22 protein-coding genes are annotated in these 23,649 nt (G+C 69.4%); 14 read left to right on the top strand and 8 right to left on the bottom strand.

Going from position 1 to position 23,649, the window contains the following annotated elements:
* Positions 1 to 98: 98 nt before the first annotated feature.
* Positions 99 to 1,835, bottom strand: coding sequence for a DEAD/DEAH box helicase (locus tag BO221_RS23565; RefSeq protein ID WP_073562849.1), 1,737 nt, complete (start codon positions 1,833 to 1,835; stop codon positions 99 to 101).
* Between the two features lie 426 nt (positions 1,836 to 2,261).
* On the opposite strand from BO221_RS23565, the gene BO221_RS53925 reads away from it, so the two are divergent.
* On the top strand, positions 2,262 to 3,035 hold the full coding sequence (locus BO221_RS53925) for a hypothetical protein (RefSeq protein ID WP_143195632.1): 774 nt from the start codon (positions 2,262 to 2,264) through the stop codon (positions 3,033 to 3,035).
* 3 nt (positions 3,036 to 3,038) lie between these two features.
* The gene (locus BO221_RS23560; RefSeq protein ID WP_073562718.1) at positions 3,039 to 3,497 is read left to right on the top strand and encodes an Imm26 family immunity protein; all 459 of its coding nucleotides are present in this window, start codon (positions 3,039 to 3,041) and stop codon (positions 3,495 to 3,497) included.
* Positions 3,498 to 3,512: 15 nt separating this feature from the next.
* Here the strand turns inward: BO221_RS23560 and BO221_RS23555 are convergent, their stop codons facing one another.
* On the bottom strand, positions 3,513 to 4,856 hold the full coding sequence (locus BO221_RS23555; protein WP_369865437.1) for a sensor histidine kinase: 1,344 nt from the start codon (positions 4,854 to 4,856) through the stop codon (positions 3,513 to 3,515).
* 96 nt (positions 4,857 to 4,952) lie between these two features.
* On the opposite strand from BO221_RS23555, the gene BO221_RS23550 reads away from it, so the two are divergent.
* The 4 genes from BO221_RS23550 to BO221_RS23535 all read left to right on the top strand — a co-directional run bounded on the left by BO221_RS23550 (position 4,953) and on the right by BO221_RS23535 (position 7,989).
* Entirely contained in the window at positions 4,953 to 5,777 is an 825-nt protein-coding gene (locus BO221_RS23550; protein ID WP_233166226.1) for an NAD-dependent epimerase/dehydratase family protein, read from the top strand.
* A gap of 119 nt (positions 5,778 to 5,896) precedes the next feature.
* Complete coding sequence (locus BO221_RS23545; protein ID WP_073562715.1) at positions 5,897 to 6,376, top strand: RNA polymerase sigma factor; 480 nt, start codon at positions 5,897 to 5,899, stop codon at positions 6,374 to 6,376.
* Position 6,377: 1 nt separating this feature from the next.
* Positions 6,378 to 7,190, top strand: a complete 813-nt coding sequence (locus tag BO221_RS23540; protein WP_073562714.1) for a hypothetical protein — start codon at positions 6,378 to 6,380, stop codon at positions 7,188 to 7,190.
* A gap of 211 nt (positions 7,191 to 7,401) precedes the next feature.
* Positions 7,402 to 7,989, top strand: a complete 588-nt coding sequence (locus tag BO221_RS23535) for a tetratricopeptide repeat protein (RefSeq protein WP_073562713.1) — start codon at positions 7,402 to 7,404, stop codon at positions 7,987 to 7,989.
* A gap of 13 nt (positions 7,990 to 8,002) precedes the next feature.
* Here BO221_RS23535 and BO221_RS23530 read toward each other — a convergent pair whose 3' ends face one another.
* Positions 8,003 to 8,446, bottom strand: coding sequence for a GNAT family N-acetyltransferase (locus BO221_RS23530; protein WP_073562712.1), 444 nt, complete (start codon positions 8,444 to 8,446; stop codon positions 8,003 to 8,005).
* 112 nt (positions 8,447 to 8,558) lie between these two features.
* On the opposite strand from BO221_RS23530, the gene BO221_RS23525 reads away from it, so the two are divergent.
* From BO221_RS23525 to BO221_RS23505, 5 genes are all read left to right on the top strand, one after another.
* Entirely contained in the window at positions 8,559 to 9,116 is a 558-nt protein-coding gene (locus BO221_RS23525; RefSeq protein WP_073562711.1) for an RNA polymerase sigma factor, read from the top strand.
* Positions 9,113 to 9,685 carry a hypothetical protein gene (locus BO221_RS23520; RefSeq protein WP_073562710.1) on the top strand — a complete coding sequence of 191 codons (573 nt, stop codon included), beginning with the start codon at positions 9,113 to 9,115 and terminating at the stop codon, positions 9,683 to 9,685. The genes BO221_RS23525 and BO221_RS23520 overlap by 4 nt, the downstream gene beginning before the upstream one ends.
* Before the next feature lie 61 nt (positions 9,686 to 9,746).
* Complete coding sequence (locus tag BO221_RS23515; RefSeq protein ID WP_083681291.1) at positions 9,747 to 10,346, top strand: periplasmic heavy metal sensor; 600 nt, start codon at positions 9,747 to 9,749, stop codon at positions 10,344 to 10,346.
* Between the two features lie 81 nt (positions 10,347 to 10,427).
* The gene (locus BO221_RS23510) at positions 10,428 to 11,882 is read left to right on the top strand and encodes an amino acid permease (protein ID WP_073562847.1); all 1,455 of its coding nucleotides are present in this window, start codon (positions 10,428 to 10,430) and stop codon (positions 11,880 to 11,882) included.
* 49 nt (positions 11,883 to 11,931) lie between these two features.
* Positions 11,932 to 12,540, top strand: coding sequence for a hypothetical protein (locus BO221_RS23505; protein WP_073562709.1), 609 nt, complete (start codon positions 11,932 to 11,934; stop codon positions 12,538 to 12,540).
* An 84-nt stretch (positions 12,541 to 12,624) separates the two neighbouring features.
* On the opposite strand, the gene BO221_RS23500 is transcribed toward BO221_RS23505, so the two are convergent.
* Together BO221_RS23500 and BO221_RS23495 are read right to left on the bottom strand one after the other, a co-directional pair.
* Positions 12,625 to 13,572 (bottom strand): hypothetical protein, encoded by a 948-nt coding sequence (locus tag BO221_RS23500; protein WP_073562708.1) that lies wholly within the window; start codon positions 13,570 to 13,572, stop codon positions 12,625 to 12,627.
* On the bottom strand, positions 13,565 to 14,005 hold the full coding sequence (locus BO221_RS23495) for an EVE domain-containing protein (RefSeq protein ID WP_073562707.1): 441 nt from the start codon (positions 14,003 to 14,005) through the stop codon (positions 13,565 to 13,567). The genes BO221_RS23500 and BO221_RS23495 overlap by 8 nt, the downstream gene beginning before the upstream one ends.
* 22 nt (positions 14,006 to 14,027) lie before the next feature.
* Here BO221_RS23495 and BO221_RS23490 point away from each other — a divergent pair, with 22 nt between their 5' ends.
* Positions 14,028 to 15,506 carry an amidase gene (locus BO221_RS23490; protein WP_073562706.1) on the top strand — a complete coding sequence of 493 codons (1,479 nt, stop codon included), beginning with the start codon at positions 14,028 to 14,030 and terminating at the stop codon, positions 15,504 to 15,506.
* Between the two features lie 91 nt (positions 15,507 to 15,597).
* Here BO221_RS23490 and BO221_RS23485 read toward each other — a convergent pair whose 3' ends face one another.
* From BO221_RS23485 to BO221_RS23475, 3 genes are all read right to left on the bottom strand, one after another.
* Positions 15,598 to 15,801 carry a cold-shock protein gene (locus BO221_RS23485; protein ID WP_043398352.1) on the bottom strand — a complete coding sequence of 68 codons (204 nt, stop codon included), beginning with the start codon at positions 15,799 to 15,801 and terminating at the stop codon, positions 15,598 to 15,600.
* Between the two features lie 141 nt (positions 15,802 to 15,942).
* Positions 15,943 to 16,611, bottom strand: coding sequence for a spermidine synthase (locus BO221_RS23480; protein WP_073562705.1), 669 nt, complete (start codon positions 16,609 to 16,611; stop codon positions 15,943 to 15,945).
* A gap of 64 nt (positions 16,612 to 16,675) precedes the next feature.
* Positions 16,676 to 17,563 carry an RNA polymerase factor sigma-32 gene (locus BO221_RS23475; protein ID WP_073562704.1) on the bottom strand — a complete coding sequence of 296 codons (888 nt, stop codon included), beginning with the start codon at positions 17,561 to 17,563 and terminating at the stop codon, positions 16,676 to 16,678.
* Positions 17,564 to 17,927: 364 nt separating this feature from the next.
* Between BO221_RS23475 and BO221_RS23470 the strand changes: the two genes are divergently transcribed.
* Both BO221_RS23470 and BO221_RS23465 read left to right on the top strand, forming a co-directional pair.
* Complete coding sequence (locus tag BO221_RS23470) at positions 17,928 to 19,442, top strand: ATP-binding protein (RefSeq protein WP_083681290.1); 1,515 nt, start codon at positions 17,928 to 17,930, stop codon at positions 19,440 to 19,442.
* Between the two features lie 96 nt (positions 19,443 to 19,538).
* Positions 19,539 to 23,648, top strand: a complete 4,110-nt coding sequence (locus BO221_RS23465) for an alpha-2-macroglobulin family protein (RefSeq protein ID WP_083681289.1) — start codon at positions 19,539 to 19,541, stop codon at positions 23,646 to 23,648.
* Position 23,649 lies beyond the last annotated feature (1 nt).

Below are 23,649 nucleotides of genomic sequence, written 5' to 3'. Positions count from 1 at the left end.
CACGAAGGGCGGATTCAGCCCTCGACGTACCCCTCACCGCACGGGCGAGCCTTCAGGGCAGGCTGGACCTGCCCCGTGTGTGCTCCGCGGACGGAAGCTCAGGCGCGGTCGCGGCGGACCTGGACCTTCTTGCCGCGCAGGGTGGCCTGGCGCAGGGCGGCGACAATCTGATCGGCGAGGGGCTCGGGCACCTCGACGAGGGAGTAGTTGTCGCCGATCTCGATGGCGCCGATGCGCCGTCCCTCGACGCCGGCCTCGCCGGCGATGGCGCCCACGAGGTCCGCGGGACGCACACCGGCATGCCGTCCCACGCCGATGAACAGGCGCGCCATGTCGAAGTCCTGGGAGGGAGGACCCGCGCGCCGCTTGTCACCGCGAGGCCCCTTGGGAGCCGGACCCGGCCGCTCTCCGAAGCCGGGGCGGGCGGCGGCGCGGGCGTTCTTGCCCGGACGGGGGGGCCGCTCCGTGGGCGGAGGCACCACGGGAATCTCCGCCTCGGCCTCCTCGCGGCCCTCGCTCTGCGCGTCGTGGATGAGTTTCACCGCGGCGGCGGCCACATCCACCAGGTCGAACTCGGAGCCGAGGCTCTCCACCACGGAGCGGTAGGAGTCGAGCTCGCCAGCCACGAGGGCCTCGCGCAGGGAGGCGCGCACCAGCTCGAGCCGGCGGGCGCGCAGATCGGCCACGGTGGGCACGGTGGAGATCTCGATCTTCTGGCCGGTGAGCTTCTCGATGTTGCGCAGCAGCCGGTGCTCGCGCGGCTCGGCGAGGGTGATGGCGACGCCCTCGCGCCCGGCACGGCCGGTGCGGCCGATGCGGTGGACATAGGCCTCGGGGGCGTTGGGCACGTCGTAGTTGACGACGTGGGAGAGCTTCTCGATGTCCAGACCGCGCGCGGCCACGTCGGTGGCGATCAGCAGCTCCACGGCGTGCGTCTTGAACTGCTTGAGGACGCGGTCGCGCTGGGCCTGATCCATGCCGCCGTGGAGCGCCTGGGCGCGCCAGCCGTGGCCGTTGAGGGAGACGGTGAGCTCATCCACCTCGGTGCGCGTACGGCAGAAGACGATGGCGGCGGTGGGGGCTTCCACGTCCAGCACGCGCCCGAGCGTGGCGGCCTTGAAGGCACGTGGGACGATGTAGGCCGTCTGGCGCACGCGGGGCCCGGTGCCAGGGGCCACCTTCTCCTTGGCGATGCGCACGTGCACGGGCTTGTGCAGGTGGCGCTCGGCGATGGAGGCGATGCGGGGGGGCAGGGTGGCGGAGAAGAGGGCGGTCTGGTGCTCCTCGGGGGTGGCCTCGAGGATGGCCTCCAGGTCCTCGGCGAAGCCCATGTCGAGCATCTCGTCGGCCTCGTCGAGCACGACGACGCGCAAGGAGTCGAGCAGGAGCGACTGGCGCTTGAGGTGATCCAACGCGCGGCCGGGGGTGGCGACGATGACGTCCACGCCGCGCTTGAGCACGCGCAGTTGCTGTCCGATGGGCTGGCCGCCGTAGAGGGGGAGCACGGTGACGCCGAGCTTCTGGCCGTAGCGGTGGATGGCCTCGGCCACCTGCATGGCGAGCTCGCGGGTGGGGACGAGCACGAGCGCGGAGGTGGAGAACGGGGCGAGCTTGCCGGGGGTGAGGTTCTGTAGGAGCGGGAGGGAGAAGGCGGCGGTCTTGCCGGTGCCGGTGGCGGCGATGCCGAGCAGATCCTTGCCCTCGAGCAGAGGGGGCAGGGCAGCGCGCTGGATGGGGGTGGGCTCCTCGTAACCGAGGCCGCTGAGAGCCTCCACGAGGGCGGGCCCGAGGCCCAGTTGTTCGAAAGTCGGAATGTTCTCGGAAGGGATGCTCACGATGGAGGGGGCTTGTACCACCCCTCTTGCCCGAGGTCTCCCGTTGCGTGCCGGGGGTGTCGGAGCGGTGACTCAGACCCGGGTACCAGACGGGTTGTCACGCCGCCGAGGCGGGACGGGCACTCGGCACCCGGACTTCTCCGCCATCGGTCTCGACGGTGCCCTCGAGCTACCTGTAGCTTCGAGTCGAGGAGGCCCCTCATGCCACGCTGTGTGGCACTACTTCTTTTCGTATTCCTCGTGGGATGTAGCGGCACGATACGAGGAGTTCGTTCCGGCACTGGCCGGGACATGCTCAGGTTGGGGCTGCCAGCGGCTCCCATTGCCCAGCCCCCGCAGAGCCCGCTCCAGGGAGTTACAGGCGAGGGCCTGGGGAATGGCGTTCCAAGTGCCGTGCTCCGGCTCGTGCCCAAGGGAGCTGCGGCCGTGGCGGACGCAGGGGCTGTTGCCGCGACGGGAAAGGCCCTTGTGACGGGTGGCGCGGTGCTGGCGGCAGGGGGCAGCGTTGTCCTGGTCTGCCTGACCGTCAAAGCCGGCCTGGACGGGGTACGGACCCCGGTCGACATCGCGGACACGTTTTACGGCACTCACTTCGGAGACCTTCAGGGATGGGTTCAGGGTTGCTATGCGCCCAAGGCCACGGTGCGCCCGGGAACACCCGCTCGCACGCCAGAAGTGGATCGGGTGTCCGAGCCTCATACCTCCCCCGCTCCAAGACCCACTTCAGAAGCCGGGAGCGACAGAGACAAAAAGAGTTGGGGCCGACTCTACGCGACCTATACGAAGCTCAACCTGAAGACCGGCTGGTACTACTCGGGTCGAACGAGCATGGTCATCGACCTGAACAAGCCTTTGGAGGCGCAAGCCGAACAAGCTGTGGATACGCGCGATTCGAACCATCACATTGATGAGACCAATGAACCCAGAGGTCCTGGATTCCTGCCGGCCGTGCTGGACAAATTCGATGTAGGGACTGCGGTCGACTACGCGAAGAGATACAGCGACGCCGCTTATTGGCGAATCCGTGGACGAGAGCAGCAGTTGATCGATTCTTTTGGGGGGGCCCGGTCCGATACGCGAGAGCCGTATCGAACCGAGAACGTCAATCGCGGCGTGGCGAAGGACAACCCGTTGGGCAGGCTGTTTCACGATGCCGCCACGAAGCTATGGGGTCAGCTCTACCCCTACACTGGGGAATGAGGAATGCCAAAGCAAAGACACAAGCCAGGGTCTTTCGTGAGAATCGCCCTCTCCGATGGCTCATTCGGCTACGGAAGGTTGCTCGAATCCCCCTATGCCGCGTTCTATCAACACAGAACAATGAGTCCGGATTCTGATCTGGATGGGATCGGCGCGAGACCCGTGCTCTTCAGGACGGCTGTCCGCCATCTGGCCCTGGATGCGTGGGAACTCATCGGGTGGAGAGCACTCGAGGAGCATCTACGTCAGCCGCTCGTGAGGTTCATGCAGGATGTGGGAGACTTCCGTCGCTGCACGATCTTCGACACGGCTGGCCATAGCAGGGCCGCCGAGCCCCAGGAATGTGTGGGTCTCGAGCGGGCGGCCGTCTGGGAACAGGATTCCATCGAAGAACGCCTGCTCGATACCCTTCTGGGCCGGCCCAATGTCGCTGAGGAGCATCTGAAGGTACGGTTGCGTTAGGTCGTCTCTGGGCGCTCACGCCGCCGAGGCGGTCTCGACTACTTCCTTCAGCGTGAGCACGAAGCGCGCGCCGCCCTCGGGCCGGTTCTCGGCGGTGAGCGTCCCTCCTGCTCGGCAGATGTACTCGTGGCAGAGCGCCAGCCCCAGCCCGGTGCCCTTTCCGGGCGGTTTGGTGGTGAAGAAGGGCTCGAAGAGCCGCGGCAGCGCCTCGAGTGGGATTCCCGAGCCGTTGTCTTCCACCTCCAGCCGCACGCCCCCCTCCACCCGCCGGGCCCGTACCGAGATGCGGGCCTTGCGTGGAGGCACTGCTTCCTCCACCGCATCCGCCGCGTTCAGCAGCAGGTTCACCAGCACCTGCACGAGGTGTCGTTGCCCCAGACTCACCTCGGGCAGACCCGGCGTGATGTCCAATGTCACCTCGCCCAGGCTGCGCAGGCGGACCGATGCCAGCCGCCGCGCCTCCTCGATGGCTTCCGACGGCGAGCTGGGCTCCGTGGACGCGTGGCCCTCTCGTGCGAAGCGCCGGAGATCCGTGACGATCTGCTGGATGCGCAGGACGCCCTGCCGTGTCTCGTCCAGCAATTCGCGCAGCTCCGCTTTGTTCTCGGCACCGTCGGCGTCCAACAGCTCCCGCTCGAGGTAGTGCAGGTTGGATTTCACGAAGGCGAGGGGGTTGTTCACCTCATGGGCCACTCCGGATGCGAGCTGCCCCACCAGAACCAGCCGCTCCACCTCGGCGCGCTCGCGCTCGGAGCGGAGCCGGAGACGCTCGCTCTCGGCCAGTTGCTCCAGTGCGCTCAGCCGCTGCTCCTGTGCCACCTTCTCCGCGTCCCGGAGCCGCCGGTAGGTGCGCCCGCCGTAGAGGCCGAACGCTCCGACGCAGCCAAACACGAGGGCCTGGTACAGGAATGCTCGCGGAGGAACTCCCGCCAGGACGTTCAACACCACCACCGCGCCCAGCATGCCCACGAAGGCTACCCGCGTCGGCAAGCGGGAGTCCGGGGCGAATAGCGCGATGATGAGGGGCGCGCAGACGATCGTCACGAAGAAGGGGCTCGCCGGTCCGCCGGTGATGTGGATGATCGCCGTGACCGCGGGAACGCACACCACCGCGGCCAGGGTGCCCGCGAGCCAGGGAGCCAGGACTCCCTTGCCCATACACACGCCGAGCAGCACATAGCTCAGACCCCAGAGCACCTGCACGAGCGCCAGCGAGGGGATCACGGTGCCGGTGAGCAGGAGACGCACGAGAGGGAGCGCCAGGATCATGCACGCGGAGACGAAGAAGATCCTCCGCTTGACTCGGAGCTGTGCCTGGAGCGCGGTGTCATCTGCGAGCATCACTCCGAACGCTGCCACGTCGCGATGCTCCGGCGGCACGGCGACACCCCGGGCGTGCCCCGAAAAGCATCCGATTTAGGACACCGCCGCTCCACCAGTTCAAGGAGGTGTAGAGTGACACCCGGTCATCGCACGGACATGGTTCCTCTCTACCTGCTGGGATGTGGCTACACGTTGACGCGGCTGGCGTGCGAGGAGGCCCGGCGGGGACGTCCCGTGCGGGCGGTGACTCGCGACGAGGCTCGCCGGGAGGAACTGTCCCGCGAAGGTGTCCAACTCCTCTCCTTGGACGAAGCCGTGGCGTCATCGAAGGGCGCCCATGTGGTGATCTCCATCCCCCCGGAAGCCGGGCTCGACACCTCCCTGTCCGAATCCCTGGCGCGCACCGGTCCCGCCCGTCTCGTCTATCTCTCTTCCACGGGGGTCTACGGTGGTGCCCGGGGGCACGTGGACGAGGACACGCCCGTCGATTCCGTCTCCCCGAGGGCCCAGGGCCGTCTCGACGCGGAGGCGAAGTACCGCCCGCTCGGTGGAATCAGCCTGCGCATCGCTGGCATCTACGGTCCCGGCCGGGGTCTGCACGAACGCATCCGCGCCGGCACGCTCCGCATCCCCGAGAGCGGTGGGGGCCGCATCTCCCGGGTGCACGTGGACGACCTGGTGGACGCCATCCGCGTGGTGTTGGAGCGGGGCGCGCCGGGGGCAACCTACTGCGTGGCCGATGACCGTCCGGCGACCCAGGCCGAGACGGCCACGTGGCTGTGCGCCCGGCTGGGGCTGCCCCTTCCACCCTCGGTGCCCCTGGCTTCACTGCACGAGTCCCTCCAGGGCGACCGGGCCATCTCCAATGCCCGGCTGAAGGCCCTGGGCTGGCGGCCCCGCTACCCGGATTTCATCGCGGGTTTCTCGGCCCTCCTGGACGCCGGGGCGTCGAGCTGACAGCCGCGATTCCGGGTACTTACGGTGCCCCTCCACCTGACGCACCCGGCGAAAGCGGTGTGCGGTAACAGTTCGCGCCCGCTCCGGTGTTGAGGTGCGTGAGGCAGGGAGGAACGACGTTGGCCATCGATGTGGAAGCCTGCTACCGCCGGTATGGACCGATGGTGCTCCGGCGCTGCCGCTTCCTCCTGCGCGACGAGGAGCGGGCGGTGGATGCCATGCACGACGTCTTCGTCCAACTGCTCGACCATCAGGACGCGTTGAGCCAGACGGCCCCCTCCAGCCTGCTGCACCGCATGGCGACGAATGTGTGCCTCAACCGGTTGCGCTCCGAGCGCCGGCGCCCGGCGGACTCGGACGAGGAACTGCTGGTGCGCATCGCATCGCTGGAGGACATGGAGGCCCGCACGGGGGCGGCGGCGGTGCTGGACAGGCTCTTCGGCCGGGAGCAGGTGTCCACGCGCACCATCGCCGTGCTGCACCTGGTAGACGGCATGACGTACGAGGAGGTGGCTCGCGAGGTGGGCCTCTCCGTCTCGGGGGTCCGCAAGCGTCTGCGCACGTTGCGCGCCCACCTGCAGGAACTGGAGGCCGCCTGACATGCCCCACCGCACGCCCGATTGGTTGTTGGAGCGCATCGCCCTGGGAGAGCTGCCCCCCGAGGAGCTCGCCGCCGCCCGCGCGCGGCTGGCCACGGAGCCCGGTGGACTCGAGCGGCTCGCGAAGCTGGAGGCCGATGATGGCGCCACGCTCGCGAAGCTCCCGCCGTCCCAGGTCGCCGCCGAGGTCGAGCGCCGCCGCCGCGTCGTGGATGCCTCCCGCTCCCTGTCCGCCTCCACGCCCCCTCGCCGCTGGCTGCCGGCCGTCGCGCTGGGCCTGCCCGTGGCCGTGGGGCTCGCGTTGCTGATGTTCGTCTCCCAGCGGGAGCTGCCCGAGGAGCCCCGGCCCCAGCAGGCGGTGTTGCTGGAGACGACGCGCACCAAGGGCCTGGAGCCGAAGCTGCTCATCCACCGCCAGACGGCGGGTGCACCCGAGCCGCTCGTGGACTCGGCCCGGGTGCACGCGGGGGACGTGTTGCAGCTCAGCTATGTGTCCGGAGGCCGGCCCTACGGCGCGGTGCTGTCCGTGGATGGCCGTGGCTCCGTCACGCTCCATGCCCCGGAGCCGCCCACCGGCCCGCTCGAGCTGAAGGGAGGCACCGTGCCGTTGCCGAGCGCCTACGCGCTGGACGACGCACCCGCCTTCGAGCGCTTCTTCTTCGTCACCAGTGACGAGCCCTTCGACCTGAACGCGCTGATGGAATCGGCCCGCGAGCTGGCCCGTGAGCCCGAGCGCGCCCGCCGTGAGCCGTTGCCCCTGCCGCCGTCGCTCTCGCAGACCTCGCTCGTGCTGGAGAAGGGGCCTCGGACCTGACGCACCGCGCGGTGCACCTGTGCAGAAGATCCGCTTTCCGCCCGGAGAAGCCAGGATCCCGTGAGCGGTGTGGACCGGGCCACAGGTGGAGAAAAGCCTCTCGTTTCCGGGTTCTCGGCGAGCCCCCCGGCCTGTCACGCTCGGGGTCCCTGGCTGTACACTGAAGGACCGGGAACTCGGGCCGGCCTGTGGGCCGGCGAGAAGGGGCCATATGTCCACGCTGTTAGCGGCATTCAACGAGGGCGTCAGCCACTCGATGTCCGGCAACCACGAGGGCGCGATCAAGGTGTTCGACCGCGTGCTGTCCCAGGACCCCAGCCACGTGTTGGCGCTGAGCGCGAAGGGCTCGTCGCTCACGAGCCTGGGCCGTCCGCGCGAGGCGCTGAAGTGCTTCGAGCGCGCCATCGACCTGGACCCCGAGACGGCCGAGCACTACCGCAACGCGGCCATCTGCCAGTTGGAGCTGGACGAGCCGGAGGCGGCGAGGGCCCTGCTGGAGGAGGCCCTGCAGCTCAACACCGAGCTGGCCTGGCGTGAGGCGACGGCGGTGGAGATCGCCAACCTGGGCGAGGCGCTGCTGACGGAGTCGGGCAAGCACCGCACCCGGGGCATCGGGCTGACGGGCAAGGCGCGCTACCGGCACGCGCGCCACGTGCTGGAGATGGCGCTGGAGCTGTACCCGGCGCTGACGGAGGCGGCCAGGTGCCTCGCGGACGTCTGGGCGCACCTTGGCGACACCGAGAAGCGCGATCAGTACACGCAGCTCGCCGGCCGGCTGCTGCGCGCCTCCGCGGTCTGAGCTGCTTCTCCGCTCAAAGCGGACGCGACATGAGGTAGTGCGGGCCGATGCCGGGCAGCTCGAACTCGGCCCCCTCCACGGCGAAGCCCAGCCGTTTGTAGAAGCCGGACGCCGTCGTGCGCGCGTTGCACCACAGCCGGGTGCCGCCCTGACGCGCCGCGTGATCGATGCAGGCCTGGAGCAGGGCCGCGCCGTAGCCCCTGCCCTGGTTCGAGGCGAGCACCGCCATGCCCCGCAGACGCCACTCGGTGGTGGATTTCGTACCCGGCCGGGGCTCGCGGTAGAGCGAGGCCACCCCGTGCTGCTCTTCGTCCACGTACAGCCCGAAGTGGACGGTGTCCGGGGCGTCATCCCCCGGGTAGACGAGCTCCTCGGGCCGCTGGTGGGGGCGCAGCACGACGTGGCGGAGGTAGCGGGTCTCGGCGGCGGGAATGAGTTGGAGCTCGTACGGGGCCATGGCGCGGGGGATTCTCCCGGAGGGGCCGGAAAATAGGGGGAAAATTCAGCGGTATGCCGCCCGGGCGCCTCGTGCGTCCTCCTTTCTGGAAACCGGGCAACGAGGTCCAACCTTGAAGGGCACCGCCGTCATGGACGAGACGCAGATGGAGGAGAGGGGCAACCCCCTCGACTTCGACGCGCTCGTGGAGGGGGAGCAGGCGGCCCTCCTGCGCCTGGCGCGGCGGCTCGTCTGGGACGGGGAAGAGGCGAGGGACCTGGTCCAGTCCGCCCTGGCCGATGCCTACGAGAAGCGCCACACCCTGAGGGACGCGAAGGCGGGCCCGGCCTGGTTGCGGCGCATCCTGGTGTCACGCGCCATGGGACACCTGCGCCGGCGACGGGTGTGGAACGTGGTGCGCGAGGTGTTGGACCTGGGCCCCGCCCCGCAGCCCTCGCCCGAGGAGCGCTTCGCCGGTGCCGAGCGCTGGCGCGCCTTCGGCCGGGCCCTGCGCACGCTCCCGGCCCAACAGGCCACGGCCTTCTCCCTCCGCTACCTGGAGGGGCTCGACCTCGATGCCATCGCCGATGCCATGAACATTGGCCGCGGCACCGTCCGCATCCACCTCTACCGCGCGCTGCAGAAGCTCAAGGCGGCTGACGCGCTCCAACTCCAAGGAGACACCCCATGAGCTGCCAGGACTTCGCCGAGGCCCTCGTGGACGAGCGCCTGCCCAGGCCTCCCGGCTTGCAGGCCCACCTGGAGCAGTGCTCCGCGTGCCGCGCGCTCGCCGGCCTTCACGCCTCCGCCTCTTCGCTGCGTCTGCCGGACGCTCCGGTCCCCGCTCGCATCCCGCGCGAGGCCATTCTGGGCGAGGTGCGCCGCCGCCAGTACCGCCGCCGCGTGGTGGCCAGCGGCACCGCCACGGCCGCCCTGGTGGCCCTGGTGCTGTTCGTCTCGCCGAGGGTGCGGACGCCGGTGCCCATCGAGACGGAGCCGGTGGTAGGGGGGCCCATCGAGGGCTCCCTGCGGGCCGGGGAGCCCGTGGCCGAGGCGCCGGTGGGGCAGGGGAGTGAGGTCGTCTCGCTCGAGGTGCTGGTGGAGGAGGTGCACGGCTACACGCGCACCAACCCGAGCGTCGAGGACGAGGCGTACGCGCCATTCGGAGCTCTGGCCGCGTGGGTGCGCCCGCCGGACGTCACGGCGCTCGACTCGGAGCCCTTCCAGACGGCCCTCGCGGTCCTCCAGGTGTCCCGGTGATGTCCCCTCTCCCAGCGGGAGAGGGAGCTGCGCAACCCAGGTCGAACAAAGGAGCAGTGCCATGATGAAGAAGCTGCTGTGTGCCCTCGTGGTCCTCACCGCGGTCCCCTCGCTGGCGCAGGACAAGGAGGAGGACGTGCGCATCCGGACGCCAATGCCGGTCCGCGCGCCGATGCCGCCCGTGCCTCCCATGCCGCCGATGCCGCCAGAGGCTCCCATCGGGCCGCCCTCCTTCGGGATTCCGCCGGAGGTGGCGGCGAGGATCGGCCTGCCGCAGAGCCTCGTGCAGAAGGTGCAGGACATGAGCTTCGAGGCCAATGACGCACTGATCGGCCTGGAGGCGGAGCTCAAGCGGGCGCAGCTCGCGCTGGAGAAGGAGCTGCGCCAGCCCGCTCCGAACGAGGGAAGCGTGAAGGACCTGGTGGAGAAGGTGGGCCGGGCGGAGACGGCGGTGCGCCAGAACCGGGTGGGCCTGATGGTGGCCATCAAGAAGGCGCTGGGCCCCGACAACTGGCAGAAGCTGGAGGCGGAGATGGGGAGCCTGAGCATGGGGGGCAGTTTCCCGCGCCGGCTCCACATCCTGCGGCGCGGCGAGGATTCGCGTGGCGCTCCGGCGGCTCCCGTGCCCCCCGGCCAGGAGCCCCAGGAGCGCAAGCGGTAGGCCTCCCCGGAGTGCCGACGAGCCCACACTCCGCACCGCCGTCCCCTTCCATCTCCTGGCCGAGTGTTCATGGTGCCGGGCATGGAAGACGACAAGCAGCATCAGTTGGACGCGGATGCGGCCCAGCTCCAGCGGTTGGGGTACGCGCAGCAACTGCTGCGTGACATGGGCGGCTTCTCCAACTTCGCCGTCTCCTTCTCCATCATCTCCATCCTCACCGGAGCGGTGACGCTCTATGGCCATGGCCTGCGCTTTGGCGGGCCGTTCGTCATGACGGTGGGGTGGCCGTTGGTGGCGGTGATGACGCTGACGGTGGCGGCGAGCCTCGCGCAGCTCGCCTCCTCGTTCCCCACGGCGGGGGCGCTCTATCACTGGTCGGCGATGCTGGGAGGCCCCCGAGTGGGCTTCTTCACGGCGTGGCTGAACACGATTGGCCAGTTCGCCATCACCGCGGGCATCGACTACGGGCTGGCGGATTTCCTGGCGGACATGTTCGGGTGGCCGCGGGAGCGGGGCTATGTGCTCCCGCTCTACGCGGCCATCCTGCTGTCACATGCGGTGCTCAACCACGTGGGCGTGCGCGCGGTGGCGCTGCTCAACAACCTGTCGGCCTGGTACCACGTGGCGGGCGTGGCGGTGGTGATTGGAGCGCTGGTGGCCTTCGCGCCCCGGCAGGACGCGGCCTTCCTCCTCACGCACTTCACCACCGATCCCAGGGGCTACACGTATGGTTTCCTGATCGGCCTGCTGCAGGCTCAGTGGACGTTCACCGGCTATGACGCCAGTGCCCACGTGTCGGAGGAGACGGTGGATCCGACGCGCAACGCGCCCTGGGGCATCTTCCTGTCGGTGGCGGTGAGCGCGGTGGTGGGCTACGCGCTGCTGGTGGGGGTGACGCTGTCGATCGGGAACCTGCCGGCGGCGGCCGCCACGGCCAACCCGTTCCTGTATGTGCTGCGCGAGTCGCTCGGGCCCGCGCTGGGCGGGGCGCTGGTGTGGATCACGATCGGTGCCATGTGGTTCTGCGGGCTGTCCTCGGTGACGTCCAACTCGCGGATGCTGTTCGCGTTCGCGCGGGATGGGGGGTTGCCGGGCTCGGCGCACCTGGCACGGGTGTCGCCGCGCTTCCGCAGTCCGCACGTGGCCATCTGGGTGTCGGTGGTGGCGGCCTTCGTGGTGGCCATCTGGAGCGGGGCCTATGCGGCCATGGTGGCGCTCAGCACGCTGGCGCTCTATGCGTCGTATGCGCTGCCCATCTGGGTGGGCTGGCGGGCGCGGCGCAATGGGACGTGGTCGCGCCGGGGACCGTGGGACCTGGGGCGCTTCTCGCCGCTGGTGAACGGGGTGGCGCTCGGCTGGTGCGCGGTGGTGATGGTGCTCTTCGTCCTGCCGCCCCACCAGTTGGCGGGGTACACCTTCGCGGGAGTCCTGGCCCTGCTGATTGTCTACTGGGTGTCATCGCAGCGGAACACGTTCTCGGGGCCGAAGGTGACGTTGCTGGCTCCGGCACCAGTCCGGACGGGTTCCGGGAAGTGAGATCTGCTAGGACGCGGTCCAGGGTCCCTTCTTCTGGAGTGGCACACGTATGAGCAAGCGGCAGCAATCCGAGTCCTCCGAGTTGGTCAGCGCCGCGGCCTCCATCGAGGAGGAGCTGCGCAAGTTCGAGTCGCTGGCGGAAGAAGTGCGCACGGGCACGATGCGGTCGCAGAAGAACCTGGAGAAGATGGGCAAGCTGCTGACCCAGGTGGCGGACTGCGACGAGCGGATGGTGGGGCACATGCGCACGCTGCTGGGGGTGCTCAACGGGTGGAGGGATCGGCAGCAGTCGTTGGCGGCCGAGGTGAACGAGCGGGCGCTGGAGCTGCAGGAGCGCACGAAGGTGTACCAGACGCTGATGGAGCGGTTCGGCGAGCTGGGGCAGCAGGCGGCATCGTTGAGCTCGCAGATGCACCAGGTGGCGGGGATGACGCAGCAGGGGCAGGCGATGAAGACGGAGGAGGTCATCGCGTCGCTGCAAGCGGTGAACGAGAAGATGACGGAGGTGGCGGAAGGGGCGGGAAAGCTGGCGAGCGACGCGGAGGCACAGGACTTCGTGGACGTATCGCGCGACGCCGAGTCCCTGCGTCAGCAGCTCCTGTCGGCGCGCAACCGGGCGAACCTGTTGCAGCAGAAGCTGCACTCGGCGAACGCCTGAGCCCATCTCCAGCCCCGAGCCCATTTCCCCTCTCCCCCCGGGAGAGGGTCGGGGTGAGGGTGCCCGGACCCCGGGTTGAATCCATCACCCGGAGGCCGGTGTATCCGGAGTCGCCGGAGGCTCGGGCTCCTTGTGGAACATCCGGGCGAGAATCCGTTCCGCGGCATCCGCGAGCAGATCCCGTTCGAGCCGGATCTCCTCACCAAAGAATCGGGTGCCCACGGAGGCATCGAGCACGTGGGTGGCGAGGAGCGAGAAGGCGGCGGCCTCATCGAAGGAGGTCTCGGAGGCCAGCACACGTTTGCCGGGTTGGAGGTCCTCCTGGTCGAAGCGGCCTTCCCAGTTCTCGCCGAGGGTGACGGAGAAGTACTGCACGGCCACGTTCCCGGGGCGGGCGGTATGCGAGACAGCGACCACGGCGCGCAGCCGGGCGAGCTCCTCCGGGGTCATCTGCTGTTTCCAGGCCTCGATGGTGGCGTGCATGGTGTCGATCTGATCGCGGGCCGCGTCCTCGGCGTTGCGGAGGATGTCCGGGACCTGGGCACGGGTATAGGCGGAGAGCGCCTCGGCCGAGACACCGTCCCCGGAGAGCACCTGCTCGAGGATCGCCGCCGAGGCCTCGAGGATGCGGCGCTGGCGTGCGCTCTGCTCCTGGGAGAGCCCGCGGCGCTCGAGCCCCTCCAGGCTCGCGGAGATGAGCCGCTGTATCCCGGAGAGCCGGTCCCGCGTGGCCGCGTCCAGCTCCCCGCGCCGGCCCGAGAGCAGCACATGAAGGGCGAGCGGAACGTGGGTGACCACCTTGAGCTCGTGGTAGCGCCGGGTGCGCGCGGGTCCGACGAGGCGCTGACCGCCGCGCCGGAGGATGAGCAGGTCATCGATCTGGGCGATGACCGGGCCCATGCTGGCGAGGATGGCGTCCCGGCGAGCCGCGTAGGCGTCGCGGAAGGCCATGTTGAGCGCGGAGAGTGGATCCGAGGACTCGAGCGCGGCATGGGCGCTCGGGGGAGCGGACTCAGCGGGACCTTCAGCCATGGCGAGCCCTGGGGAGCTTCGTCCCGCTCATCTCGAGGATGCGCTTGAAGTGCTCGGGGGTGACGGGGGTCACGCTCACGCGGCTCTTCTTGATGAGCGGGAACTCCTTCAAGTCGAGGGTGGCCTTGACGGTGGCGAGCGTCACCGGCTCCTTCAGGGCCACCACGGGGCCCACCACCACCGAGGCCCAGTCCTCACCGGGCGCGGTAGGATCCTCGGTGGGCCCGGAGATCACGCGGGCCACGGCCACCACCTCCTTGCCCTCGTTCGAGTGGTAGTAGAGACACAGGTCCCCGGGCTTCATGGCCCGGAGGTTGTTGCGCGCCTCGAAGCTGCGCACGCCCGTCCACTCCGTCCTGCCGTCCTTCTCCAGCTGGGCGTAGGCGTAGACGGAGGGCTCGCTCTTGATCAGCCAGTACTGGGGTTTCGCCATGGCGGTGCTAGATAGCAGGCCCATGGCCATTCAGGGATACGACGCACTCGACGCCACGGCGCTCGCCGAGCTGGTCCGCAAGAAGGAGCTCCAACCCACTGAGCTGGTGGAGGAGGCCATCTCGCGCATTGAGACCGTCAACCCGAAGCTCAACGCCGTCGTCCACAAAATGTACGACCAGGCGCGCAAGACCGCCGCGGGCCCGCTGCCCCAGGGCCCCTTCTCCGGGGTGCCCTTCCTGGTGAAGGACCTGGACGGCTATCTGGCGAACGAGCCCTACGCGGGCGGGTGCCGGGCGCTGGTGGGCTTCGTGCCGGACCACGACGCGGAGCTCATGGCGCGCTTCCGCCGCGCGGGCGTCGTCATCGTGGGCAAGACGGCCACGCCCGAGCTGGGCATCCTCGGCGTCACCGAGACGGTGCTCAACGGGCCCACGCGCAACCCGTGGAACCCGGAGCACACGCCGGGTGGCTCCAGCGGAGGCTCGGCGGCGTGCGTGGCGGCCCGGGTGGTGCCCATGGCCCACGGCGGCGATGGCGGTGGCTCCATCCGCATCCCCGCGTCCGCCTGTGGCCTCTTCGGGCTCAAGCCGACCCGCGCCCGCAATCCACTCGGCCCCGACTCGGCGGAGGGGTGGGGTGGCTTCGTCCAGCAGCACGTGCTGACCCGGAGCGTGCGGGACAGCGCTGCGATGCTCGATGCGACCCACGGACCGGACGCGGGCGCGCCCTACGCGGCGCCTCCGCCCGCGCGGCCCTTCCTCCAGGAGGTGGGCACTCCGCCCGGCCGCCTGCGCATCGCCTTCTCCACCGGCTCGCTCTACGGCAAGCACGTGCACCCGGACTGCAAGGCGGCCGTCCAGGACGCGGTGAAGCTCTGCCAGGAGCTGGGCCATGAGCTCGTCGAGGACGCTCCCCGGTTCGATCGCGAGGAGCTGGTGCGCTCCTACCTCGTGAACGTCGCGGCCAACACCACGGTGCAGATGGAGGAGATCTCCCGGGCGACCGGCAAGCCCGTGACGGCGGATGACGTCGAGCCGTCCACCTGGGCGCTGGTGCAGCTCGGAAGCATCCTCTCCGCGGCGGACCTGCAGCGGGCGCGCGACGTCATGCACAGGGCTGGCCGGATGATGGCGGCCTTCCACGAGCGGTACGATCTCTTCCTCGACGCGACGCTCGCGTACCCGCCGGTGCGCATCGGCGAGCTGGCGCCCAAGCCCGCCGAGATCGCGGCGATGGCCGTGCTGCGCAAGCTGCCGCTGAAGCCGGTGTTCCTCAAGCTGCTGGACGCGCTCGCCGGAAACGCCCTGGAGCGGACTCCCAACACCCAGCTCTTCAACCAGACGGGGCAGCCGGCCATGTCCGTGCCGCTCTTCTGGAACACCGCCGGGCTGCCCGTGGGCGTGCAGTTCGCCGCTCGCTTCGGGGACGAGGCCACCCTGTTCCGCCTGGCCTCGCAGCTCGAGCAGGCGCGCCCGTGGGCCGGCCGCAAGCCGTCCTGACCTCCAGAAACACCAAGGGCCTGCCCCCAAGATTTGGGAGGCAGGCCCTGGATCGAGCCTCTATCGTCGAGCGAAGTGGCTCAGGTCCCCATCAGATGGGGCGCACGTTCTGCGCCTGCAGGCCCTTGGGGCCGCGGGCGACGTCGAACTCAACGCGCTGGCCCTCGGCCAGGGTGCGGAAGCCCTCGGTCTGGATGGCGGTGTGGTGGCAGAACAGATCCTCGCCACCGCCCTCCTGCATGATGAAACCGAAGCCCTTCGCGTCGTTGAACCACTTCACAGTACCAGTCGCCATTACTTGTCTTCTTTCTCGTCCGGACGCGGTGGAATGCGCCGGAACTCCGCCGCACTGAGCGCGGAGACCCCTATCTGGCACCTTTGGGGGAACAAAGGAAGTCCCCCCCTTTCATTTCTCCATGAAAAATGTGGGGGGCCCTTACCCGGAGCGGCCGATGAAGAGCGTGTGGAGCGGTCCACCTCCCTTGCCGCGCGCCGGTGTCTCCACGACGTCGGTGGTGAACCCCGCCCGCTTCAGCCGGGTGGCGAAGGCCTTGTCCGGCGAGGCGGACCACACCACCAGGACGCCCCGCGGCTTGAGGGCGCGCTGGATGGAGGCCAGCCCCCGCTCGCCGTAGAGCCAGCGGTTCTCCTCCTGCGTGAGCGCCTCGGGGCCGTTGTCCACGTCCAGCAGCACCGCGTCATAGTGCCCCTCCGCCTGGCGGAGCAGCTCCCCCACGTCGCGTGTTTCCACTTTCACCCGGGGATCATCCAGCGGCCGTCCGGCCAGGGGCCCGAGGACTCCCTGGTTCCACGTGACGACGGCGGGGACCAGCTCCGAGACCACCACCTCGGCTCCCGGGGGGAGCCGCTCCAGGGTGGCCCGGACGGTGTAGCCCAGCCCCAGGCCTCCCACGAGCACCCGGGGCCGCTTGCCGCCGAGGCCCGTACAGGCCACCTCGGCCATCTTCTCCTCGGAGCCGTGCTGGCGGCTGGACATGAGCTCGCGCCCGTTCACCCGGATGGCGAACTCCTCGCCCCGTTGGTGCAGCACCAGCTCTCCGCCGCCCGGCGCGGGCGCCCGATCAATCACCTTCCACGGCTTCATCGCCCCGCTACCTTACGCGTCACGGGGCGGCGATGCACCCCGGGAGTGCCGGGGCCACCGCGGCTCAGTAGGCCTCGGCCGCCTCGTCCTGGCCCACCTCGGCCATCAGCGAGGCCAGCTCGGCCTTGAGCTTGTCCTTGGCGCGGATCTCCAGCTGGCGGGCGCGCTCGCGCGAGAAGCCGAAGTGCTCGCCCAGCTCGCTCAGCGTCATCTCCGCGTCACCCATCACCCGGTTCTCGATGATGAAGCGCTCGCGCGGATCCAGCCGCTGCAGCGCCATGCGGATGCGCTCGCGGGTGATCTGCGCCTGCTGCCGGTCCGCCACCTCGTCCACCTGGGAGGCGGACTCGGACTCCACGAAGTCCAGGTGCGTGGCGTCGCCCTCCTCGCCCACGGGCGCGTCCAGCGACAGATCCCGCCCGCCCATGCGCTGCTCCATCTCGCGCACCTCGGAGGCCTTCACGTTGAGCTTCCGGGCGATCTCCTCGGCGTCCACGATGGTGCCGTCCGCCGAGCCCAGCTTCTCCAGCTCGCGGCGCGTGCGGGCCAGGCTGAAGAACAGCCGGCGCTGCGCCTGCGTGGTGCCGAGCTTCACCAGCGACCAGTTCTTCAGGATGTAGTTCTGGATGTACGCGCGGATCCACCACACCGCGTAGGAGATGAGGCGGATGCCCTTGTCCGGATCGAACTTCTGCACCGCCTTCATCAGGCCGATGTTCCCCTCCTGGATGAGGTCGGACATCTTGATGCCGTAGGAGCGGTACTCGTACGCCACCTTCATCACGAACCGCAGGTTGCTCGTCACCAGGCGGTGGCCGGCGGAGAGATCGCCCGAACGGAAGTTGCGGGCCAGGGTCTGCTCCTGCTGCACGGTCAGCAGCGGGTACTGGCTGATGTCCGAGAGGTACGTGGTGAGGGTTTCGGTGGAGGACAGGGAGTTGGTGGCCTGCATGGAGTCTCTCGGGGGATGGAGGACGTTGATCTCTGCGCTGCGACTTCGTGCCCATTGCCAAAAGCAACCAGGATGCCAGCGGCCTTTTGGCAACGTTCCTCAGTGAATGCGGGGAGTTGCATCGCGAGCCCATCGTGCCTAGGGCGGAACCCTGTCGTATTTACAGGGCCCGGTTTGGAGGTTTTTTCGGGCCCTACCTGGACGTACGAGGGCCTACCTCCTGCCCTCAGGTAGGAGGAGGGTGTCAGGCAGTGGACGAGAGGGGGACGTGGGCCCGGGCGGAGCGTGCGCTGCTGGACGCCCAGGGGAGGTGGGGAAGGGGGGCTGCCTGCTCAGAAGCTCCAGTTGTGGATATTTCATCCGCATGAAGCCCCCCTCAGAGCTGCCGTACCGCGAGCTCTTCCTCACCATGGTGGAGGAACTGCCGGACGCGGTCTTCACCAAGGATCTGCAGGGGCGCTACACCTTCATCAACGGCGTGGGGGCGCACTACCTCGGCAAGCCGGCGGCGGAGATCGTGGGCCGTACCGACCGGGAGCTGCTGTCCGAGGAGGAGGCGCAGAACACGCTGGAGTTCGATCGGCAGACGCTGCTGGCCGGGCGCACGCTCCACGCGGAGATGAGCGAGCAGATGGCGGGGGTTCAGCGCGAGTGGCTCTCCACCAAGGGCGTCATCCGCCGGCCGGATGGGCAGGTGGTGGGGCTGTTCGGGATCGCCCGGGACCTGACGCACCACCGGAGGGGCGAGGCGGCCCAGCGCCAGAGCGAGGCGCTCTTCCGGGCGGCGTCCAGCAACAGCTTCGACGCCTTCTTCATCCTCCGGGGCGAGCCGGAGCACTTGAGGCTGCTGCGCCTCAACAACCATGCCGGGTCGCTGCTGGGCTGTGAGGCGCGCGTGGCGGAGGGGCAACCGCTCTCCGATTTCCCCCACGCGGCCTTCATCGCGCCGCGCCACCTGTGCGAGCAGGTGTGGCGGACCGGCCGGACCCATGAAGACGAGGTGGATCAACTCCTGCCCGGCGAGGGCCGCCGCTGGTTCCGCCGCCAGTTGTGCGCGGTGGGGGACTGCCTGGCCGTCACGGTGCGGGACATCACCGCCCAGCGGGAGAACGAGCTGCGCCTGCGGCTCAACGAGCGGATGGCCTCCATCGGGATGCTCGCCGCCGGGGTGGCGCACGAGATCAACAACCCGCTGGCCTTCGTCTCCAGCAACCTGGGCTTCATTGGCACGGAGCTGGGGCGGTTGGCGCTGCCGGAGGAGGACGGGCAGGAGTTGATGGAGGCGGTCAACGAGGCCCGCGAGGGCACCGAGCGCATGCGGCTCATCGTGGAGAGCCTCCGGGCGCTCTCCCGGGGCGACGCGGTGAACACCCACCCGTTGGAGCTGCACGAGGTGTTGGAGAACTCGGTGCACCTGGCGTGGGGCCGGTTGCGCAGCCGCGGCCGGCTGGTGCGCGACTACGGGGATCTGCCCGAGGTGCTGGGCAACTCCGTGCAGCTCGCACAGGTCTTCACCAACCTGTTGATCAACGCGGCGCACGCCCTGCCCAGGCCGGGCGGGGAGATTCATTTGGTGACGCGCCTGCACGGCACCTCGCAGGCGATGGTGGAGGTGCGGGACAACGGCTGCGGGATTCCCGTGGAGAACCTCGAGCGCATCTTCGAGCCCTTCTTCACCACCAAGCCGGTGGGAGAGGGGACGGGCCTGGGGCTGTCCATCAGCCACGACATCATCCGCGGGCTCGGAGGAACGCTCTCCGTGGACAGCGTGGTGGGGCAGGGGAGCACCTTCCGGGTGCTGCTGCCCCTGGCGCGGGCGGATGCAGCGGATGCGGAGGAACCGCGCCCCGCCGGACCCGGGCGTCACTCCGTGGCCTGAGCGGTAGCGCCAGATCCCCCTGGTTGGGTAGGACAGAACTTTCGACGCGCACATCCGTTTCCCCGTCGGCTCCTGTTCTCCGCTCCAGGGAATTTCATGCTCGAACACGTCGTCCCACGTGCCCTCCTCGTCCTCGTCGCCGTGGGCATCGCCTTTCCCTCCGTCCAGCAGCAGGTATTGGCCGCCCGGGCGGACACGGATTCCCTCGGCGGGCCCGACCGCCATCTGACCTTCATCAGCACCGACAAGCCCCTCTACCGGCCCGGTGAGCAGGTGATGGCGCGAGGACTCCTGCTCGAGGCCCGCCGTCATACCCCCTTCAGATATCCGGTGATGGCCAACGTGGAGATCCGGGGTCCCAAGGGGGACGTCGTCACCTCCACGAGGGTGGGGGGCGACGCCTCGGTCTGGGGCTACTCGTGGACCATTCCGCAGGACATGGCCGGGGGTGAGTACACGCTCCGCGTCTCCTATCCCCACACGGGTGAAGCCCCCGCTGAGCGCAAGTTCGATGTGCGGGCATACCGCGCTCCCCGGCTCAAGTCGCAGATCGAGTTCCTCCGCGACGGTTACGGACCGGGGGACACGGTCACCGCCACGCTCGACGTGAAGCGTGCCGAGGGGGGTGTTCCCTCGGGTGCCCGGGTCACCGCCACCGCGCTCGTGGATGGCGCCACGGCGGCGCAGGTGATGGGCGTGGTCGATGCGCGGGGCTTGTGCACCGTCAGCTTCAAGCTGCCTGGCCGGATCGAGCGGGGTGAGGGCTCTCTGGCCTTCGCCATCGAGGACGGTGGGGTGGTCGAGACGGCGGCCAAGACGATCCCCATCCTGCTGCAGACCCTCGATCTCACCCTGTATCCGGAGGGCGGCGACCTGGTGGCGGGACTGCCTTCGCGCGTCTACTTCCAGGCGCTGACGCCCGCGCAGAAGCCCGCGGACCTGTCCGGCGCGGTGATCAATCTGGCCACGGGCGAGGTGGTGGCGCCGGTGCGCTCGGAGCACGAGGGCCGGGGCCGTTTCGAGCTGACCCCCAAGGCCGGCGTGAAGTACGGGCTGCGCATCGACGAGCCCTCGGGCATTCGCGGGCCCTTTCCTCTGCCCGAGGTGAAGCCCCGGGGCGCCGTCCTGCGTGCGAGCGAGGACGTCATCCCCGCCGGACAGCCCGTGGTGCTCACCGTGGGGTTGTCGGGGGTGAAGCAGGCGAAGGTGACCCTGAGCCACCGTGAGGTGGAGCTGGCCTCGTCGAGGGTGGACCCGAACGAGCGGGTCATCCTCGATCCGAAGGACGCGGACGGGGTGCTCATCGCCACGGTGTGGGACGCCGACGGCCGTCCGCTCGCGGAGCGGCTGGTGTTCCGCCAGCCCGCGAAGGCCCTGTCCATCGAGTTGAAGGCGGACAAGCCGCGCTACGTGCCGGGCGACCGGGTGGAGCTCACCGCCCGGACGACGCGCGGAGGAAAGCCGGTCCCGGCGCTGGTGATGCTCACCGTCACGGACGACGCGGTGCTGGAGCTCATCGAGAAGCGGGATCAGGCGCCCCAGTTGCCGGTGATGGTGCTGCTCGAGCCCGAGGTGAAGGAGTTGGCCGACGCCCAGATCTACCTCGACGAGAAGAACCCCAAGGCGAAGCGGGCGGTGGACCTGCTGCTGGGCACCCAGGGCTGGCGGCGATTCGCGCTGGCGGACGCCGAGCAGTTCCTGGCCCAGCATGGCGAGCTGGCCCGGCGCGTGCTCGCCGTCCGGATGCCACTGCCGCCTCAACCGGTCTTCGAGGGGGCCGTCGTCGAGGAGATGGCCGGGGCGCCGCCTCCCATGCCCGCAGCGGTGCCCCAGGCCGCGCCGGTGGCCCAGGCCGCGCCAGTACCCCCAGCCGTGCCAGCTCCCGAGCCCGTGATGGCTCCGCCTCCCGCGGCCGTCGCCGCGAAACCCGTGGCGCCCGCGAACAAGGTGGCGGCGGAGCGCAGGGCCAGGAAGGAAGCCCCTCGGCAGCAGGCGAGGGCCGCGGACAGGGAGATGCCAGCGGAGGAGATAGCGGCGGCGGGGATGGTCATGGATCCTTGGGTCTATTTCCGCGAGTACGCCCACACGGTGCGGCCCGGGCGCAAGGCGGGGGATCGCGTGGACTTCACGGAGACGCTCTTCTGGAACGCGGGCGTGCGCACCGGCGAGAAGACGGGAGAGATCCGCGTCTCGTTTGGCCTGAACGACTCGGTCACCAGCTTCAAGGCGTTCGCGGGCGCCGTAGGGGATGACGGCGCGCTCGGCTCGGCCGTGGCCACGATCGAGTCGGTGCAGCCCTTCTATGTCGAGCCCAAGCTGCCGCTCGAGGTGACGTCCGGGGATGTGATCCAACTGCCGCTGGCGCTGGTGAATGGCACGTCCGAGACGCTCAAGGGAGCGGCGGTGAAGGTGGGCCTGAGCGGTGATGTGAAGGCGTCCTCCCTCGGTGCGATGAACCTGGCCGCGAACGAGCGGGCCCGGCGCATCCTGGAGCTGAAGGTCGGTGCTCAATCCAGACCCGTGGACGTGACGCTCACGGCGAGCGCGGGCAACTACGTGGACACGGTGAAGCGCACGCTGAGCATCAAGCCCAATGGCTTCCCCATCCGGGCCTCGTTCGGCGGGCTGATGTCGTCACGGCAGCCGGTGGTGCACGCGGTGACGCTGCCCGCCAACCACGTGCGCGGCAGCGTGAAGACCTCCATCGCCGTGTACCCCTCGCCGCTGGCCAACATGACCGAGTCGCTGGCCCGGCTCATCCAGGAGCCCTCCGGCTGCTTCGAGCAGACGAGCTCGACCACCTATCCGATGACGATGGCGCAGCAGTACTTCCAGACGCACAGCGGGGTGAGCCCCGAGCTGGTGGCGTCGGCGCGCGAGAAGCTGGAGACGGGCTACAAGCGGCTGGTGGGCTTCGAGTGCTCGGAGAAGGGCTACGAGTGGTTCGGCGAGAATCCGGGCCACGAGGCCCTCACGGCGTTCGGGCTGATGCACTTCAGCGACATGAAGCAGGTGCGGGACGTGGACGCCGCCATGCTCGAGCGCACGCGGGCCTGGCTGCTCAAACAGCGCGATGGCAAGGGCGGCTTCGAGCGGAAGCGGCGTGCGCTCCACACCTGGATCGAGGACTCCGACACCTCCAATGCCTACATCCTCTGGGCCCTGCTGGAGAGCGCGGACAAGCCGGCGGAGCAGGCCCGTGAGCTCTCCAAGGAGGTGGGGGCGTTGAAGGCGGCCGCCATCAAGAGCAAGAACAGCTACGTGCTCGCGCTCGCCGCGAACGTGATGGCGCTCGCGGGGGAGGGGGGCGAGGCCCGCAAGCTCATGGAGCGGCTCGCGGAGAAGCAGGGGAAGACAGGGGTGGTGGAGGGGGGCACGCAGTCGATCGTCGGCAGCATGGGAGAGACGCTCCAGATCGAGACCACCGCGCTGGCGGTGCTGGCCTGGCTGAGGGAGCCCGCCCATGCGGGGAACGTGGAGCGCTCGATGCGGTTCCTGGCGGACTCGTGCGAGGGGGGCCGCTATGGCTCGACCCAGAGCACGGTGCTCGCGCTGCGAGCCATCGTCGCCTACGACCAGGCGCGCGGGGCGAAGCGGGCGCCTGGCTCGGTGCGTGTCTACGTGGACGGCCGGCCCGTGGGCGGCGCCGTGAAGTTCGATGGCAAGACGCAGGAGGCGCTCAAGCTGCCGGACGTGTCCGAGCTGGTCACCGCGGGTGAGCGGAAGATCGAGCTGCGGATGGAAGGCGGCTCGGAGATGCCCTACTCGATCGAGGTCACGTACAACGCCCTCGTGCCGGCCAGCTCGCCGGACACCCGGGTGGACCTGGAGGTGGCGCTGGCGAAGACGGCCCTGACCGAGGGCGAGCCGACCGAGGCGCGCGTCTGGGTGACGAACCGGAGCGACCAGAAGCTGTCCACCACGGTGGCGATCTTCGGCGTGCCGGGGGGGCTCGAGGTCCGGCATGACCAGCTCAAGGAGCTGGTGAAGAAGCACACGGTGGACTCCTACGAGGTCATCGGCCGCGATGTCGTTCTCTACTGGAGGGGCATGGAGCCGCGGAAGAAGCTGGAGGTGCCCCTGTCGCTCATCGCGGCGGTGCCGGGCACCTACACGGGTCCGGCGAGCCGCGCGTACCTCTACTACGCGGACGATCACAAGATCTGGCGCGACGGCCTCAAGGTCTCCATCGCTCCGAAACAGTGAG

Origin of the sequence: Archangium sp. Cb G35 (assembly GCF_001896145.1) — a bacterium.
GTDB classification, from domain to species: Bacteria; Myxococcota; Myxococcia; order Myxococcales; family Myxococcaceae; genus Archangium; species Archangium violaceum.
The sequence above is the reverse complement of the archived record's forward strand: the minus strand, read 5'-3'. Positions and strand labels throughout refer to the sequence as shown.